The following is a 16976-nucleotide window of genomic DNA, read 5'->3' on the forward strand; positions in this document are numbered from 1 at the left end:
GGTGGCCCACCGTCCGTGTGGTCAGCGCCCGAGAGCCCGGTCAGCGCCCGAGGGCCCGGCGCCCGCGGCCCTGCGACAGCACCGGCAGGTTGCTGCGCGACGGCGGGCCGGACCGGGTGTCCTCCTCGATCCGCAGCGCGAGCGCCGGGCAGCGGCGCACGGCGCGCAGGGCCTTCGCCTCCGCGTACAGCGGCACCGGTGCCTGGGCGACCGTGGGGAAGCCGTCGGCGCCCAGTTCGAAGACCTCCGGGAGGATGTCCGCGCACAGTCCGTGGCCGCGGCACAGGGTCCAGTCCACGTAGATCTTCTGCCGGCTGGCCCCCGCCTCCGGCTCGGCCTGTCCGCCGCCCGGGATGCCCGTCGGGGCCCTGCCGCCCTCGAACAGCGGCAGCACACCCTCCACGGGCCTGCCGCAGCCGTTGCCGAGGACGTGCGCGGCCAGGTCGTCCGTGAACGCCTTGATGGTCGATTCCAGGAACATCGCCGAGCCGTCCGGGTGCGAGCACGCGCCGCGCCTCTTCACGGCCTTGGCGACCTGCTTGAGGGCCTCCAGGGCGGCCGGACCGCCGCCGTTGAGGATGTCCTCCATGCCGCGGGCCGCGGCGGGCAGCCCCAGGTAGCAGGGTCCGCACTGGCCCGCGCTCTCCTCGGCCAGCCACTTCGCCACCTGCAGGGACTCGCCGAGCGGGCAGGTCTCCTGGCTGATCGGCAGGATCGCGCCGGCGCCGAGCGAGCCGCCGACGGCGTCCAGGGAGTTGCGCGAGACGACCGCCTCGTTGACGGTCGTCGCGTCGATCCACTTGCCGTGGTAGCCGCCGGTCAGCACGCCCTGCGGGACCGGCGGGGCGCCGGCCAGCTGGAGCACGTACCGCAGCGGGACGCCCGTGGGGACCTCGATCACCATGGGGCGGTTGACCGCTCCGGACACGGTGAGCATGACGGTGCCGGGCTCGTCGTACAGGCCGGTGTTGCAGTAGCGCTCGGCGCCGATGCGCGCGGCGATCGCCAGCTGGGCGAACGTCTCGGCGTTCGACAGCAGCGTGGGCGCGCCGCCGACCCCGCTCTGCGAGGCGCTGGTCTTGCGCCCCGGAGGGATCGCCGGGCCGCCGTCGATCGAGCGGATCAGCGAGGCGGCGGCTCCGGTGACCATGCGCACCGGATTGCGCTGCACGCGCGCGCGGATGGGCGCGCCGCGCCGGTCGCTCAGCCCGCGCTCGGCCAGCGCCTGCTCCATCGACCGCTCGGTCGAGGCACGTGTCACCCCGACGACGAGCTGGCGGGCGCCCAGGGCCTCCGCGACCAGCAGGGCGCCGTCCAGGATGAGGTGCGGGGCACGGTTGATCAGCACCGTGTCCTTGCGGCAGGCGGGCTCGTCCTCGCTTCCGTTGACGACCACGACCGGCCGGATGCCGCGGCGGATCGCGGACTCGGCGACCGAGCGCAGCTTCTTGTGGAAGGGGAAGCCGGCGCCGCCGCGCCCCTTGAGGTTGATCTGCTCGGCGAGCTGTGCGAGCTGCTCTCCGCCCATCGGCTCGAGCGGGCCGTGCACCTTGAGGTGCATCGGCAGGTCGAGTCTCTCGACAAGGTCGAAGCCCGACGTGAGCTGCGGAAGCCCGACCACCCGGACTTCTGGGACGTCGGGCAGGGCCTCGTTCACTTAAAGCCTCCGGAAGGCGCGTTCCAGGGTTCGCCGGCTCCCGGCGTGTCGAAGGCGCCGGGGAGCGTTTCCGCTGCGGGACCGCTGTTGTACGTGTTGTTCGAGTTGTACGTGCCGAACGGTACGTTCGTCTCACCGGTGTCGTACATCTCACTCGCGCCGTACCCGTTGTATCCCGGATTCCCATAGGCCGGGATGGTGTATCCGGTGTCCTGGAGCGGGTCGTACGCGGAGGGAGGCGCCTCCCCGACCGGCGGCGGTGACGGGATCGGCCAGCTGCCCGAGGTGCTGCCGCCGGCGTCGACGCGCGGCATGGCCTCGGTGGCCTGTGTGTCGAACAGGTCCATGCGCTGGGTCGCGTCCGGCGTCATCGGCGTCTGCGCGCGCGGGGCGGCCGACGTGGCCCGGTAGGCGGCCGCGAAGCCGTTGCCGGGCTCCGGGGCCATGGTGCGGGCCGCGGGAGCCTCGTACAGGGGCGTCGAGGGCTGCGGGGGGACCACACCCTCCCAGCCGCCGGCGCGGTCCGCCGAGCGCCCCGAGAAGCCCGCCAGGGTGGCTGCCGCCTCCGCGTTGCGGGCGCGGCTCGCGTCCAGTCCTTCGCGTCCCGCCATGTCGCCGCCGCCGATGATCGCGAAGACCCTGTCGGCCACCTTGCGCTTGAACGGGCGCGGCGCGGCGCGCAGGGCCAGCGCCGCCATGACCCCGAGCAGGCAGAGCTCGTAGGACACCATGAAGAACGGCTTCGCCGCGCGTCCCGCGTACAGGCCGTGCACCAGCGCGGCGCACCAGGACGGGTAGGCCAGCATGTGCATCGCCCGCCAGCGCGCCGCGACCGGCGCCGGGGTCGCGAAGTTGCTGCGCAGCGCGCCGGTGATACCCACGAAGATCATGAGGAGGCCGGCCAGGGAGCCGAGGCCGATGAGACCGGCCGATCCGCTGACGCCGAGGCTGAAGGGGATCAGTGCGGCGATCAGGACCGTGTGTTCGAGCGCGATCTTGACCGTGACGTGCACCAGGAGGAACGCGATCGAGGCCACCGCGGTCGTCCGGTGGACGGCCTGCGCCACGATCCGCTGGCGGGTGTTGAGGAAGATCCGGTCCTGGGCGACGAGCCCCCAGATCACGGAGCAGCTGAGGGAGACGAGCGAGAGCACGCCCGCTCCGAAGTTGAGGAAGTCCCGGACTGCGTTCCCGCCGGACAGCACGATGACGGGTATGAGCAGCAGCACCACAGCCGACGCCACACCGTAGGCCGAGCGGCCCGGCTTGGGGAGCGAGCTGTTACTACGTGGAGGGTTCATGGGGGCAACTCCGAACAGTTTCGGGAAGGCGGTCCCGCTGCCGCACTCTAGGTGGCTCCAAACCGAGCGGTACGTGGTTTCAGTTATTGCGCTGTTATCAAAGGACGACGGCATGGGTGCGATGTCCGATTAGCTGCTGTTACGCGAAGTAATATTTGAACTCGATTCAGCCTTTCGTGAGGTTCGCCACCTGACCGTCGATGTCTGAGTACGGCTGCGATCGGTGTTGGGTTCATCCGGTTCGCTCCGAGTCCGGTCCGACTCGGGTCCGAGTCCGATCCGGGTCGGCCCGGGTCGGACCAAGCTCGGCCCGGGTCGGACCAGGGTCGTCTCCAGGTCGGCCCCGGGTCCGCTGCCGGGGTGCCTCCGGTTGCCCGTCGCGGTGCGCTCGGGCGCTGCGGTACCCTGACGCCATGCGTGCCGTACGCCTTCTGCTTAGCGAGCCGCGCTGATCAGTCCCGACCGCCGGCCCATCGGGTGGTCGGAATCGGCGCGGCGACCCCTCCTGTGCGAGGGGCTTTTTCATTTCCGCTGGCAGAGACGATCTATGGAGCTTTGAGGATCATGAGCGAGACGAACCCCGCTGCCGCCGCCGTGCCGGCGGAGGCCGCGCCGCACCGCTACACGGCCGCTCTGGCGGCCGAGATCGAGGCACGCTGGCAGGACTTCTGGGACGCCGAGGGCACCTATGAGGCGCCGAACCCGAGCGGGGACCTGGCAGGCGATCCCGAGCTGGCCGCCAGGCCCAAGAAGTTCATCATGGACATGTTCCCGTACCCCTCGGGTGCCGGACTGCACGTCGGCCACCCCCTGGGGTACATCGCCACCGACGTCTTCGCCCGGTTCCAGCGCATGACCGGCCACAACGTCCTGCACACCCTGGGCTTCGACGCCTTCGGCCTGCCCGCCGAGCAGTACGCCGTGCAGACCGGCACGCACCCGCGCGTGTCCACCGAGGCCAACATCGAGAACATGAAGTCCCAGCTGCGCCGGCTGGGCCTGGGCCACGACAGGCGCCGGTCGTTCGCCACGATCGACCCGGACTACTACAAGTGGACCCAGTGGATCTTCCTGCAGATCTTCAACTCCTGGTACGACGAGGAGGCCCGCAAGGCCCGCCCGATCTCCCAGCTGATCGCCCAGTTCGAGTCGGGTGAGCGGGCGATTCCGGGCACCACGCGCGCGTGGAACGAGCTGAGCGCCGCCGAGCGCGCCGACGTCCTGGGCGAGTACCGACTGGCCTACGCCTCCGACGCGCCCGTCAACTGGTGCCCCGGCCTGGGCACGGTCCTGGCCAACGAGGAGGTCACCGCCGAGGGCCGCTCCGAGCGCGGCAACTTCCCCGTCTTCAAGGCCAAGCTGCGCCAGTGGAACATGCGCATCACCGCCTACGCCGACCGGCTGCTGGAGGACCTGGAGGAGCTGGACTGGCCCGAGGCGATCAAGCTGCAGCAGCGCAACTGGATCGGCCGCTCCGAGGGCGCCCGCGTCGACTTCCCGATCGACGGCGAGACGATCACGATCTTCACCACGCGCCAGGACACCCTGTTCGGCGCCACCTACATGGTGCTGGCGCCCGAGCACCCGCTGGTCGAGAAGTTCACCCCCGAGGCATGGCCCGAGGGCACGCACGAGGTGTGGACCGGCGGCCACGCCACGCCCGCCGAGGCCGTCGCCGCCTACCGCGCCCAGGCCGCCTCCAAGTCCGACGTCGAGCGGCAGGCCGAGGCCAAGGACAAGACCGGCGTCTTCACGGGCGCGTACGCGACCAACCCGGTCAACGGCGAGAAGATCCCCGTCTTCATCGCCGACTACGTGCTGATGGGCTACGGCACCGGCGCGATCATGGCCGTCCCGGCGCACGACAGCCGCGACTTCGCCTTCGCGCGCGCCTTCGAGCTGCCGATCCGCTGCGTCGTGGAGCCCACCGACGGCCGCGGCACCGACCCGTCGACGTGGGACGACGCCTTCGTCTCCTACGACGCGAAGATCGTCAACTCCTCCGGTGACTCGGTGAAGCTGGACGGTCTGGGCGTCGCCGACGCCAAGGCGCGCATCACCGAGTGGCTGGAGCGCAAGGGCATCGGCGAGGGCACGGTCAACTTCCGCCTGCGCGACTGGCTGTTCAGCCGCCAGCGCTACTGGGGCGAGCCCTTCCCGATCGTCTACGACGAGGACGGCGTCGCCCACGCGCTGCCCGAGTCGATGCTGCCGCTGGAGCTGCCCGAGGTCGAGGACTACTCGCCGCGCACCTTCGACCCGGACGACGCCGACACCCAGCCCGAGACCCCGCTGTCGCGCAACGAGGAGTGGGTCAACGTCACCCTGGACCTGGGCGACGGCCCGAAGAAGTACCGCCGCGAGACCAACACCATGCCCAACTGGGCCGGTTCCTGCTGGTACGAGCTGCGCTACCTGGACCCGCACAACAGCGAGAAGCTGGTCGACCCGGCCATCGAGCAGTACTGGATGGGCCCGCGCGAGGGCATGCCGCACGGCGGCGTCGACCTGTACGTCGGCGGCGCCGAGCACGCAGTGCTGCACCTGCTGTACGCGCGCTTCTGGTCCAAGGTGCTGTACGACCTGGGGTACGTCTCCTCCGCGGAGCCGTTCCACAAGCTGTTCAACCAGGGCATGATCCAGGCCTACGTCTACCGCGACAGCCGTGGCATCGCGGTGCCGGCCGCCGAGGTGGAGGAGCGCGACGGCGCCTACTACTACCAGGGCGAGAAGGTCACCCGCCTGCTGGGCAAGATGGGCAAGTCCCTGAAGAACGCGGTCACTCCGGACGAGATCTGCGCCGAGTACGGCGCGGACACCCTGCGCCTGTACGAGATGGCGATGGGCCCGCTGGACGTGTCGCGGCCGTGGGACACGCGCGCGGTGGTCGGCCAGTTCCGGCTGCTGCAGCGGCTGTGGCGCAATGTCGTCGACGAGGCCACCGGTGAGGTCACCGTGGTCGACGCCGAGCCGGACGAGGACACCCTGCGCGCCCTGCACAAGGCCATCGACGGCGTGCGCCAGGACCTGGAGGGCCTGCGCTTCAACACGGCCATCGCCAAAATCACCGAGCTGAACAACCACCTGACCAAGGCCGGAGGGGCGGTGCCGCGCTCGGTCGCCGAGTCGCTGGTTCTGCTGATCGCTCCGCTGGCCCCGCACATCGCCGAGGAGCTGTGGCGCAGGCTGGGCCACACCGACTCCGTCGTCCACCAGGACTTCCCGGTCGCCGACCCCGCCTACGTCGTGGACGAGACCGTGACCTGCGTGGTCCAGGTCAAGGGCAAGGTCAAGGCTCGCCTGGAGGTTCCGCCGTCGATCTCCGAGGAGGAACTGGAGAAGGTGGCGCTGGCCGACGAGAAGGTGGTCGCGGCCCTGGGCGGCGCAGGGATCCGCAAGGTGATCGTGCGCGCGCCGAAGCTGGTGAACATCGTGACGGCATAGCGGCCGTCGCCGTCGGGCGGTCGATGCCGCTCTTGTCGGGGTAGTCCCCTACGGGCAGGTTCGGGGTTCTTCCGGAACCCTGGGCCTGCCCGTTGCGTTTACCGTGGAAGAGCGGTGAGCAGCCGCCCGGCCGACCGGAGGAGGAGCGTTGTGGAAGCCGTTCTGACCGTCATCGCGCTCCTGTTCGTGCTGTGCCTGGTCCTCGGCGTGTATGCGACGGTGAAGGCGGTCGGCGCGGCGAAGCGCGGCGTGGACCGTACGATCGCGCAGGCCCGCCGCACGGTGGAGGACACGACCCTGCGTGCCAGGACCCTCACCCAGCCCGGTCCGGCGGGTGAACTCGCCGAGCTGCGGCTGAGGCTGCGCACCTCGATGCGCGCGACTCAGGACGCCCTCCACGCGGGCGTCACCGAGGACGAGTCGCTGAAGGAGGCGCTGGGCCTGTTCAAGCGCCTCAGCGCGCACGGACACGAACTGGACGCCGAGCTGCGGCGCCTGGAGACGGAGCCGGACCGCCAGGCGCTGGTCTCCCGGCTGCCCGAGCTGCGTGAACGAACCGAGCGCGTCACCCGGTCGGCGGACTCGCTGCGCTGGGCCGCCCATGACAGGGCACGCCGGTTCGCGGACGACGACCTGGACGCGCTGAGCGCCCAGATCGACGTGGAGGCGGGCGCCCTGCGCCACTGGACCAGAGAGCAGCCGACGGGGCCCGCCCCGTCCTGGCCGGAGGCTCCGGCGCCGCAGGACGCGGCCTCCTCCCGGACCTGGCCGGAGACACCCGGGTCGCGTGCGGCGCGGGAGCAGACCCGGCCGGCGCTCGGCCCGCGCACCCAGCGGCCCGTGTACCCCTGGCAGAGGAAGCCCCGCCCCGAGAGCACCCGGTGACCCCTCCACGGACCGTCCAGGTCGGCGGGGTCGGGCTGCCACCGGCGCGTTCCGGCAGGTAACCTCCAGCTCATGTCCCGCCATGTCGCGATCGTCACCGATTCAACGGCCTACCTGCCGCCGCGGACGATGGAGCGCCACGGCATCACCGCGGTGCCCCTGACCGTGGTCCTCGGCGACCAGGCACTCGAAGAGGGCACCGAGATCTCCGCCCGCTCCCTGGCCCAGGCCTTGCAGAAGCGGCGGCCCGTCACCACCTCCCGGCCCAGCCCCGAGCTGTTCGCGGACACTTACCGCAAGATCGCCGCTACGGGGGCGACCGACATCGTCTCGCTGCATCTGTCCTCGGAGTTCTCCGGCACGTACGACGCCGCGGTGCTCGCCGGGCGCCAGGCTCCCGTGCCGGTGCGCGTGGTCGACACCGGGATGGTCGCGATGGCTCTCGGCTTCTGCGCGGTGGCCGCCGCCCAGGCCGCGGAGGCGGGCGGCACGGTCGACGACGCCGTCGCGGCGGCGGAGAAGCGGGCCGCGGACACCTCCGCGTACTTCTATGTCGACACCCTGGACTATCTGCGGCGCGGCGGCCGGATCGGCGCCGCGCAGGCGCTGCTCGGCTCGGCGCTCGCGGTGAAGCCGCTGTTGCAGCTGAACGGCGGCCGTATCGAGTTGCTGGAGAAGGTGCGCACGGCGTCCAAGGCCATCGCCCGCCTGGAGGAGATCGTCGCCGAGCGCGCCGGCAACGGGCAGGTCGACATCGCGGTCCACCATCTCGCCGCGCCCGAACGGGCGTCGGCGCTCGCCGACCGCCTGCGCGCACGGGTGCCCGGGCTGGCCGACCTGCATGTGAGCGAGGTCGGGGCGGTGATCGGGGCGCACACGGGACCGGGTCTGCTGGGGGCCGTGGTGTCGCCTCGGTGACGGGGGCACACCGGTACCCGGGGCGATGGTGACTCATGTGGGTGACGGAGTTATCCACAACTGGTCAGTAATCCCCGGGAATTGACCAAGATCATCGCGGGTTCGGGTTTTGCCCGATCCTCGGCGCATGGCACTTCGATCACATTCACGTACAACCGCTGCCACAAGCGGTCCCGGTCGCGGCCCCGGTTCCGACGGCCGCGCCCACCACCGTCCGCGCCATCCGCGGGCGCACGCCCGACGGCACCAGCCCTCGGCTGCTGACGCGCTGCGCCTGCGTGCGGAGGCACTCTTCGCGGAACGCGCGCAGGCACGCCTCGCCGAAGGAGCAACGCAACGACAGGCGTGGGGAAACGGGCCGCCGGGGGCGGACCGGGACGTCGGGGAGCCACGGGCGGCCATGTCGGCGGGGAGCGGGAGCGCCCGTCCGAGCGGACCGGCTGCCGTCGGGGACATGGACGCACCCGAGCCCGCCACGCCAGGCGGCGCCTGGCGTGAGCGGGTCGTCCCTGCGCTGCGCGAGCGGCTGCCGTTGTGGCTGCAGGCCAGGTGCGGGCTGGAGCGGAGGAGTGTGGCCGCGCTGGGCGTACTCCTGCTGGTGGCCGTGGTCTTCGCCGCGCAGCACTTCTGGACCGGCCGGACCGAGCCGGTACGGGCGCCCGAGGTGGTGCGGGCGGCGGCGCCCTACGGGACGGCGGGAGGCGAACGCACAGCGGAGTCGGGTGCCTCGAGGGGACCGCATGCGATGGGACCGCAGGCGACGGGACCGCAGGCGACAGGCGGCACCGGAGCGGGGACGGGGGTCGCCGTGGTGGTGGATGTCAGTGGCAAGGTGCGCAACCCCGGGCTGCAGAGGCTGCCGGCCGGGTCACGGGTGGCGGACGCCCTGCGGGCGGCGGGCGGAGTACGCCCGGGCACCGACATCGACGGCCTAAACCGCGCCCGCCTCCTGGTGGACGGCGAGCAGATCGTGGTGGGCGGTCCGGCCCCGGCGCCGGGGACTGGCCCGGCCCTCCCGGCGGCCGGCGGATCGGCCGCTCCCGGCACCCCGGTCTCCCTCAGCACCGCGACGGTGGACCAGCTCGACGCGCTGCCCGGGGTGGGGCCCGTGCTGGCCCAGCACATCGTCGACTACCGGTCCCAGCACGGCGGTTTCCGCTCGGTCGACGAGCTCCGGGAGGTCAACGGCATCGGCGAACGCCGTTTCGCCGACCTACGGAACCTCGTACGGCCATGAGGCCGCCGAAGCAACCCGGCGCGGAAGGGTCGAAGGCGCCACCGGGGGATGTCCGCAGTCCGCTGGGTGATCCCCACCCCAGGCAGGAGGGGCCGGCGGATCTCCGGCTGGTGGGGCCCGCGTTGGGGGCCTGGGGCACGGCCGCTTGGGCTCTGGACGCGCCGGCCGCCTGGGTCGTCGGTGTGGCCGTCGGCTGTCTTGTGACGGCCGGTGGGCTGTTGGTGCTGCGGTGGGGAGGCGCCGGCGGCGGGCTTGGGGCCGGAGGCCCGCGGTCGGCGGTGTCGGTCGCCGCCGTGCTGCTCTGCGTCGCCGCTGCCGCCGCCTCCGCCGGGCTCCATGGCGCGGATCTGCGACGGGGGCCGGTTCCCGCTCTGGCACGTCAGTACGCCGAGGTGAGCGCGGAGGTCGAGGTTTCCTCCGATCCACGGCTCACCCGGCCCAGGATCAAGGGCGATCACGCCACGGCTGCCGCCGTTCTGCTCGACGCCGAGATGCGGCGCCTGACGAAGGCCGACGGGACCGCGGTCGCAACACGGACGCCCGTGCTGCTGGTCGTCGACCCGCGCACCCGCGGGGTGGAGCCCGGGCGGTCACCGTGGCTTGCGCTGCTGCCCTCGACGCGGGTGCACGTGGCGGGCAGGCTGGCACCCCCGCTGACCGGAGGTGACCGCGTCGCCGCCGTGGTGCGCGTCCGGGACGGGGGACCACCCGACGTCGTGCGCGAGCCCTCGGCGGCGCAGCGATGGGCGGGGCGGTTGCGCGCGGGGCTGCGGGAGGCGACCGACGGGCTGGGCCCGGACGCGCGGGCGCTGCTGCCGGGGCTGGTCGTGGGCGACACCTCACGAGTCGGCCCAGAGCTGGACGACGCCTTCAAGGAGACGGATCTCGCGCATCTGCTCGCCGTGAGCGGAGGCAACTTCACGCTCGTGCTGGCCCTGTTCATCGGCCCGGCCGGACTGGCGCAGCGAGCCGAGCGCCGAGGACTCGCACCGCTGCTCGGCATCCCGCTGCGGGGTACGGCGCTGCTGGGCGGCGTGCTCACCCTCGGCTTCGTGGTCGTGTGCCGCCCCGACCCGAGCGTGCTGCGGGCCGCGGCCTGTGGGACGCTCGCGCTGCTCGCACTCGCCACCGGGCGCCGCAGATCCCTGCTTCCCGCGCTGGCCGCGGCGGTCCTGCTGCTGGTGCTGTACGACCCCTGGCTCGCACGGGGCTACGGCTTCCTGCTGTCCGTGCTGGCCACCGGGGCGCTGCTGACGGTCGCCCCCCGCTGGAGCGCGGAGTTGCGGCGACACCGGGTGCCGCCCAGGCTCGCCGAGGCGCTGGCCGCCGCGGCCGCGGCCCAGGCGCTGTGCGCACCGGTCGTCGCGGTGCTGTCGGCGCGGGTGAGCTTGGTCGCGGTGCCGTGCAACCTGCTCGCGGAGCTCGCGGTGGCGCCGGCCACGGTGCTCGGGTTCGCGGCGCTGGCGGTGGCTCCGGTGGCTCTGCCGGTCGCCAAGGCACTGGCGTGGTGCGCGGGTTGGCCGGCCGGGTGGATCGCCGGCATCGCGCGCACCGGGGCGTCGTTGCCGGGCGGCGCGGTGGACTGGCCCGGCAGCTGGACGGGGGCGCTGCTGCTGGCAGCCGCGACGGCGATGGTCCTGCTCGTCTGCCGGCGGCTGCTGAGGCACCCCTGGCTGACCGGTGCCTGTGCCGTGGTGCTGCTGCTCGTGGTGGTGCAGCCGCCCCCTCTGGCCCGGGTGATCACCGGATGGCCGCCGCCGGGCTGGCGGTTCGCGATGTGCGACGTGGGGCAGGGTGACGCGACCGTGCTGGCGGCGGGCGAGGGCACGGCGGTGGTCGTGGACGCGGGGCCCGATCCGGCGCTGGTCGACCGGTGTCTGACCGTGCTCGGCGTCAGCCGGGTCGCGCTGCTCGTGCTGACCCACTTCCACGCCGACCATGTGGCGGGGCTCCCCGGAGTGCTGCGCGGGCGTGCGGTGGCGGCGATCGAGACGACCGGCTTCGACGAGCCACCGGACCAGGCCGCGTTCGTGCGCGCTCAGGCGGCCGCCCGGCACATTCCGGTGACGCGCGCCGTCGCCGGGGAGGCCCGGCGCACCGGGGAGCTCGACTGGCGGGTGCTGTGGCCTCCCCCGAGCTCTCGGCTTCCCTCGAGCAGGGAGGTGCCCCCGTCGGATCCCGTCCCGCCCCCCGGCGGACCGAACGACGCGAGCGTGGCGCTCTTCGTGCGGTCGGCGGGGCTGACCCTGCTGCTGCTCGGGGATCTCGAACCACCGGCCCAGCAGGCGCTGCTGAGATCCCCGGCCGGGGCGGAACTGGGACCCGTGGACGTCCTCAAGGTCGCTCATCACGGGTCGGCCCACCAGGACCCGGAGTTCATGAGCAGGGTGGCGCCGCGGCTCGCGCTGATCTCATGCGGCAGGGACAACCCCTATGGTCATCCGGCGCCGAGCACGGTCGCGGCGCTGCGGGACGAAGGTGCGCTGGTGCTGCGCACGGACCAGGACGGCGCGATCGCCGTCGCAGGGGCGGACGGGAGGCTGAGTGTGGCGAGAGACTGAGGGCATGGACTCCGCACAGGTTGACGCCTACCTCCGCAGGATCGGGGCGCAGCACCCCGCCTGGCCCACCGGCGATGTACTGCGCGAGCTGCATCTGCGCCATCTGAGGACCGTGCCGTTCGAGAACCTGTCGATCCACCTCGGCGAGAAGATCGTGCTGGAGGAGGAGCGGCTGCTGGACAAGATCGTGGGGGCGCGCAGGGGCGGCTTCTGCTACGAACTCAACGGCGCGTTCGGGGCGTTGCTGGCCGCGCTCGGCTTCGATGTCACGCTGCTCGCCGGAAGGGTCTACGACGACGAGGGGCGGCTCGGGATTCCTTACGACCATCTCGCGCTGCGGGTAAGGACGGTGGACGGCGGCGACTGGTTGGCGGACGTCGGGTTCGGTGCGAACAGCCATTTTCCGCTGGCGTTCCGGGAGCGGGGCGAGCAGCGGGACCCGGCCGGGGTGTTCCGGGTGGTCGAGGCCGGGGCGGATGCGGCGGGGGCGCGGGGAGGCGGCGGTTCGGCCGAGTTCGAGGACCTGGACGTGATGCGGGAGGGCAGGCCCCAGTACCGGCTGGAGGTGCGGCCGCGGGCGCTCGGGGACTTCAGGGCCGGGGCCTGGTGGCACAGCACGTCGCCCGAGTCGCACTTCGTGCGGTCGCTGGTGTGCTCGCGGGTCACGGAGGACGGCGGGCGGATCACGCTCAGTGGCAGCCGACTGACGGTGACGACCTCGGACGGGCGGAAGGAGGTGGCGGAACTGGCGAGTGAGAAGGAGGTGCTGGAGGTCTACCGGGAGCGGTTCGGGGTCGAGCTGGACCGGGTGCCCACGCTGCGGGAGGCGGGCCGAAGCGGCTGATCCGAACCGGGTGCAGCCGACGGGGCCTCTGGTCGCGTCGCCGGTGCCCGACAATGGGCCTCGTGAGTGATGTGAGACATGTGCTGGTGCTGCCGGACCGTGATGCCGCGGAGGAGGCGGCGCAGGCGCTGGGGGAGCGGTTCGGGCTGGAGGAGGAACCGCGGATCGTCCGGGATGCCCTGGCCGGCGAGGACGACGCCGAGGACGCGCAGTGGCTGGTGGTGCTGCGGGACGAACAGCGGCTGCTCGACCCGGAGCGGCTGGACGCGTTCGCGGGGGAGTGGGACGGGTGGCGGGAGGAGCCGTGACCCTCCCGGCGGCGGCCGCGGGCACCCGTTGTCAGTGGCGCGTGGGATGCTGTCCGTGATGGCCAAGAAGACCGCGAATGACGACCCTCTCGCCCCCGTCACCCTTGCCGTGGGCCAGGAGGACCTCCTGCTCGACCGTGCCGTGCGGGAGGTGGTGGCCGCCGCCCGGGCCGCCGACGCCGACACGGACGTACGGGATCTGACTCCGGACCAGTTGCAGCCCGGCACGCTGGCCGAGCTGACGAGTCCGTCGCTCTTCGCCGAGCGCAAGGTCGTGGTCGTACGCGACGCACAAGATCTCCCGGCCGACACGATCAAGGACCTCAAGGGGTACTTCGCCTCGCCTGCCGAGGAGATCACCCTCGTGCTGCTGCACGCGGGCGGCGCCAAGGGCAAGGGCCTGCTCGACGCCGCGCGCAAGGCGGGCGCCCGGGAGGTGGCGTGCCCGAAGATGACGAAGCCGGCGGACCGGCTGGCGTTCGTGCGCGGCGAGTTCCGCACGCTGGGGCGTTCGGCGACGCCCGAGGCGTGCCAGGCGCTGGTCGACGCGATCGGCAGCGACCTGAGGGAGCTGGCGTCCGCGGTGGCGCAGCTCACCGCGGACGTCGAGGGCACGATCGACGAGGTGGTGGTCGGGCGGTACTACACCGGGCGGGCCGAGGCCTCCAGCTTCACGGTCGCGGACCGGGCGGTCGAGGGGCGGGCGGCGGAGGCGCTGGAGGCACTGAGGTGGTCGCTGGCGACGGGCGTGGCGCCGGTGTTGATCACGAGCGCGCTGGCGCAGGGTGTGCGGGCGATCGGGAAGCTGTCCTCGGCCCGGGGCGGTCGCCCCGCGGACCTCGCCCGGGAGCTGGGCATGCCGCCGTGGAAGATCGACCGGGTCCGGCAGCAGATGCGGGGCTGGACGCCGGAGGGGGTCGCTGTCGCGCTGCGTGCGGTGGCCGAGGCGGACGCGGGCGTGAAGGGCGGCGGGGACGACCCGGAGTACGCGCTGGAGAAGGCCGTGGTGACGATCGCCCGGGCGGCGCGGTCCCGGGGGCGCGGATAGCGGGCGGCCCGCCCGCCAGATGCCGCCGTGGCTTCCGATGCCGCCGTGGCTCCCCTTCGCCGACTGGCTGCCCGTGCTCGGCCGGCTCCTCATACCGAAGGCCCCGCCGCCCGTCCTGGGGAAGGACGGGCGGCGGGGCCTTCGGTTCAAGCAGTTGAGTCCGTACCCGCGTGGCGAACGCAGGCCGCGTACGGACTCGGGTGCCGGTCGGGAGCGGATGAGAGAGGGCCCGCTCTGGGTCCTTCCGGCGGTTGGATCAGTTCAGATCAAAGGAGGGCGTCAGCCCTTGAGGGTCGCGACCTTGGTGGCCAGCGCCGACTTCTTGTTGGCGGCCTGGTTCTTGTGGATGACGCCCTTGGAGACGGCCTTGTCGAGCGCGCGCGCGGCGGCGCGCTGGAGCTCGGTGGCCTTCTCGACGTCGCCCGCGGCAGCGGCCTCGCGAGCCTTGCGGATCGCGGTCTTGAGCGAGGACTTGACGGCCTTGTTGCGCAGGCGCGCCTTCTCGTTCGTCTTGTTCCGCTTGATCTGGGACTTGATGTTCGCCACGAATGAGCCTTTACAGGTTCAGGCACGCGAGACTGGACGTCCCACGCGCCGGTGATTTCTTGAAGACGTGCCTCGCGCTGAGAGGGCAGGAGACACAGCCACCCAGGCTACCAGTCGCCCTCCGGCCCGCCCAAACCGGCCGCGAGTCCTGCCCTGGCCACCCGTTCCACCGCCTCACGCACGGCCCAAACCGGTCGTAGCCCCGCGCGCGTGGGACCATGGAGGCTACGTATCGATCCGACCCGAGACCGCAGACACTGCGGACGCCTCAAGAATCAGGACCCTGCGTGCCCGCGATCCCTAGCCATGTGCCCGAGCCGAGCCGTACCGACCCGGCTCTGATCCGCAATTTCTGCATCATCGCGCACATCGACCACGGCAAGTCCACGCTCGCCGACCGGATGCTCCAGTTGACCGGTGTCGTCGAGCAGCGGCAGATGCGCGCTCAGTACCTCGACCGCATGGACATCGAGCGCGAGCGCGGCATCACGATCAAGTCACAGGCCGTGCGGCTGCCCTGGGCCCCCACCCACGATCCGGGCAACACGCACATCCTGAACATGATCGACACCCCGGGGCACGTCGACTTCACCTACGAGGTCTCGCGGTCCCTCGCCGCCTGCGAGGGGACCATCCTCCTCGTCGACGCCGCCCAGGGCATCGAGGCGCAGACCCTCGCCAACCTCTATCTGGCGATGGAGAACGACCTCACGATCATCCCGGTCCTCAACAAGATCGACCTGCCGGCCGCGCAGCCGGAGAAGTTCGCCGAGGAGCTCGCCAACCTCATCGGCTGTGATCCCGGCGACGTGCTGAGGGTCTCCGCCAAGACCGGTCTCGGCGTCGAGGCGCTGCTGGACAAGGTCGTCGAGCAGATCCCGGCCCCGGTCGGCGTGGCCGACGCGCCCGCGCGCGCGATGATCTTCGACTCCGTCTACGACTCCTACCGCGGCGTCGTCACCTACGTCCGTGTCGTCGACGGGCAGCTCAACAAGCGCGAGCGCATCCGGATGATGTCCACCGGCGCCACCCACGAGCTGCTGGAGATCGGTGTCAACTCGCCCGAGATGCTCGGTGCCGACGGCCTCGGGGTCGGTGAGGTGGGTTACCTCATCACCGGGGTGAAGGACGTCCGCCAGTCCAAGGTCGGTGACACCATCACCAGCCAGGTCAAGGGCGCCGAGAAGCCGCTGGGCGGCTACAAGGACCCCAAGCCCATGGTCTTCTCGGGTCTGTATCCGCTCGACGGTTCCGACTATCCCGACCTGCGCGAGGCCCTGGACAAGCTCCAGCTCAACGACGCCGCCCTCGTCTACGAGCCGGAGACCTCCGCCGCCCTCGGCTTCGGCTTCCGGGTCGGCTTCCTCGGACTGCTGCACCTCGACGTGATCCGCGAGCGGCTCGAGCGCGAGTTCGGGCTCGACCTGATCGCCACGGCGCCCAACGTGGTCTACCGCGTGATCATGGAGGACGGCACCGAGCACACGGTCACCAATCCGAGCGAATTCCCCGAGGGCAAGCTCGCGGAGGTGTACGAGCCGGTCGTACGGGCCACGATCCTCGCGCCCACCGAGTTCATCGGCGCGATCATGGAGCTGTGCCAGACCCGTCGCGGCGCTCTCCTCGGCATGGACTACCTCTCCGAGGACCGCGTCGAGATCCGCTACACGCTGCCGCTCGCCGAGATCGTCTTCGACTTCTTCGACCAGCTGAAGTCCAAGACGCGCGGGTACGCCTCCCTGGACTACGAGCCCACGGGAGAGCAGTCCTCCAGCCTGGTCAAGGTGGACATCCTGCTGCACGGCGACAAGGTCGACGCCTTCTCGGCGATCACCCACAAGGACCAGGCGTACGCGTACGGCGTCCGGCTCGTCGCCAAGCTGAAGGAACTCATCCCGCGGCAGAACTTCGAGGTGCCGGTGCAGGCCGCCATCGGCTCCCGCGTGATCGCCCGCGAGACCATCCGCGCCATCCGCAAGGACGTCCTCGCCAAGTGCTACGGCGGTGACATCTCCCGTAAGCGGAAGCTGCTGGAGAAGCAGAAGGAGGGCAAGAAGCGGATGAAGATGGTGGGTTCCGTGGAGGTTCCGCAGGAAGCCTTCATCGCGGTGCTCTCCAGCGATGACAGCGCGGGGTCGAGCAAGGGCAAGAAGTAACCCGGGTCTCCCACGGTGACCCCGGCAAACCGGGCGGTACGGGGCCCGTCGTGTGAAAGCGCGGCGGGCCC

12 protein-coding genes are annotated in these 16976 nt (G+C 71.8%); 9 read left to right on the forward strand and 3 right to left on the reverse strand.

From position 1 onward, the window contains the following. Window positions 1-40: 40 nt before the first annotated feature. Both ACFYZE_RS00570 and ACFYZE_RS00575 read right to left on the reverse strand, forming a co-directional pair. Window positions 41-1657: an NADH-ubiquinone oxidoreductase-F iron-sulfur binding region domain-containing protein gene (locus ACFYZE_RS00570; RefSeq protein WP_388986336.1), complete on the reverse strand. Its 1617-nt coding sequence runs from the start codon at window positions 1655-1657 to the stop codon at window positions 41-43. Then, entirely contained in the window at window positions 1654-2958 is a 1305-nt protein-coding gene (locus ACFYZE_RS00575; protein WP_388986339.1) for a cytochrome b/b6 domain-containing protein, read from the reverse strand. The genes ACFYZE_RS00570 and ACFYZE_RS00575 overlap by 4 nt, the downstream gene beginning before the upstream one ends. Before the next feature lie 564 nt (window positions 2959-3522). On the opposite strand from ACFYZE_RS00575, the gene leuS reads away from it, so the two are divergent. The 8 genes from leuS to holA all read left to right on the forward strand — a co-directional run bounded on the left by leuS (window position 3523) and on the right by holA (window position 14203). Further along, window positions 3523-6402, forward strand: a complete 2880-nt coding sequence (gene leuS, locus ACFYZE_RS00580; protein ID WP_388986342.1) for a leucine--tRNA ligase — start codon at window positions 3523-3525, stop codon at window positions 6400-6402. A gap of 150 nt (window positions 6403-6552) precedes the next feature. Next, window positions 6553-7287 (forward strand): hypothetical protein, encoded by a 735-nt coding sequence (locus ACFYZE_RS00585; RefSeq protein WP_388986345.1) that lies wholly within the window; start codon window positions 6553-6555, stop codon window positions 7285-7287. 72 nt (window positions 7288-7359) lie between these two features. Beyond that, entirely contained in the window at window positions 7360-8205 is an 846-nt protein-coding gene (locus ACFYZE_RS00590) for a DegV family protein (protein ID WP_388986348.1), read from the forward strand. Between the two features lie 127 nt (window positions 8206-8332). After that, window positions 8333-9442, forward strand: a complete 1110-nt coding sequence (locus ACFYZE_RS00595) for a helix-hairpin-helix domain-containing protein (RefSeq protein WP_388986351.1) — start codon at window positions 8333-8335, stop codon at window positions 9440-9442. Next, on the forward strand, window positions 9439-12003 hold the full coding sequence (locus tag ACFYZE_RS00600) for a ComEC/Rec2 family competence protein (protein WP_388986354.1): 2565 nt from the start codon (window positions 9439-9441) through the stop codon (window positions 12001-12003). The genes ACFYZE_RS00595 and ACFYZE_RS00600 overlap by 4 nt, the downstream gene beginning before the upstream one ends. Before the next feature lie 4 nt (window positions 12004-12007). Beyond that, window positions 12008-12847, forward strand: coding sequence for an arylamine N-acetyltransferase (locus ACFYZE_RS00605; protein WP_388986356.1), 840 nt, complete (start codon window positions 12008-12010; stop codon window positions 12845-12847). Window positions 12848-12909: 62 nt separating this feature from the next. Further along, entirely contained in the window at window positions 12910-13155 is a 246-nt protein-coding gene (locus tag ACFYZE_RS00610) for a hypothetical protein (protein WP_388986359.1), read from the forward strand. Between the two features lie 58 nt (window positions 13156-13213). Continuing rightward, a complete protein-coding gene (gene holA, locus ACFYZE_RS00615; RefSeq protein ID WP_388986361.1) occupies window positions 13214-14203 on the forward strand; it encodes a DNA polymerase III subunit delta in 990 nt (329 codons plus the stop codon). A gap of 279 nt (window positions 14204-14482) precedes the next feature. Here holA and rpsT read toward each other — a convergent pair whose 3' ends face one another. Then, on the reverse strand, window positions 14483-14749 hold the full coding sequence (rpsT, locus tag ACFYZE_RS00620; protein WP_200417332.1) for a 30S ribosomal protein S20: 267 nt from the start codon (window positions 14747-14749) through the stop codon (window positions 14483-14485). A 287-nt stretch (window positions 14750-15036) separates the two neighbouring features. Between rpsT and lepA the strand changes: the two genes are divergently transcribed. Next, window positions 15037-16905, forward strand: a complete 1869-nt coding sequence (gene lepA, locus ACFYZE_RS00625) for a translation elongation factor 4 (RefSeq protein ID WP_388986364.1) — start codon at window positions 15037-15039, stop codon at window positions 16903-16905. Window positions 16906-16976: the final 71 nt, after the last annotated feature.

The organism is Streptomyces sp. NPDC001796 (genome assembly GCF_042892355.1).
In the GTDB taxonomy this organism is placed as follows: domain Bacteria; phylum Actinomycetota; class Actinomycetes; order Streptomycetales; family Streptomycetaceae; genus Streptomyces.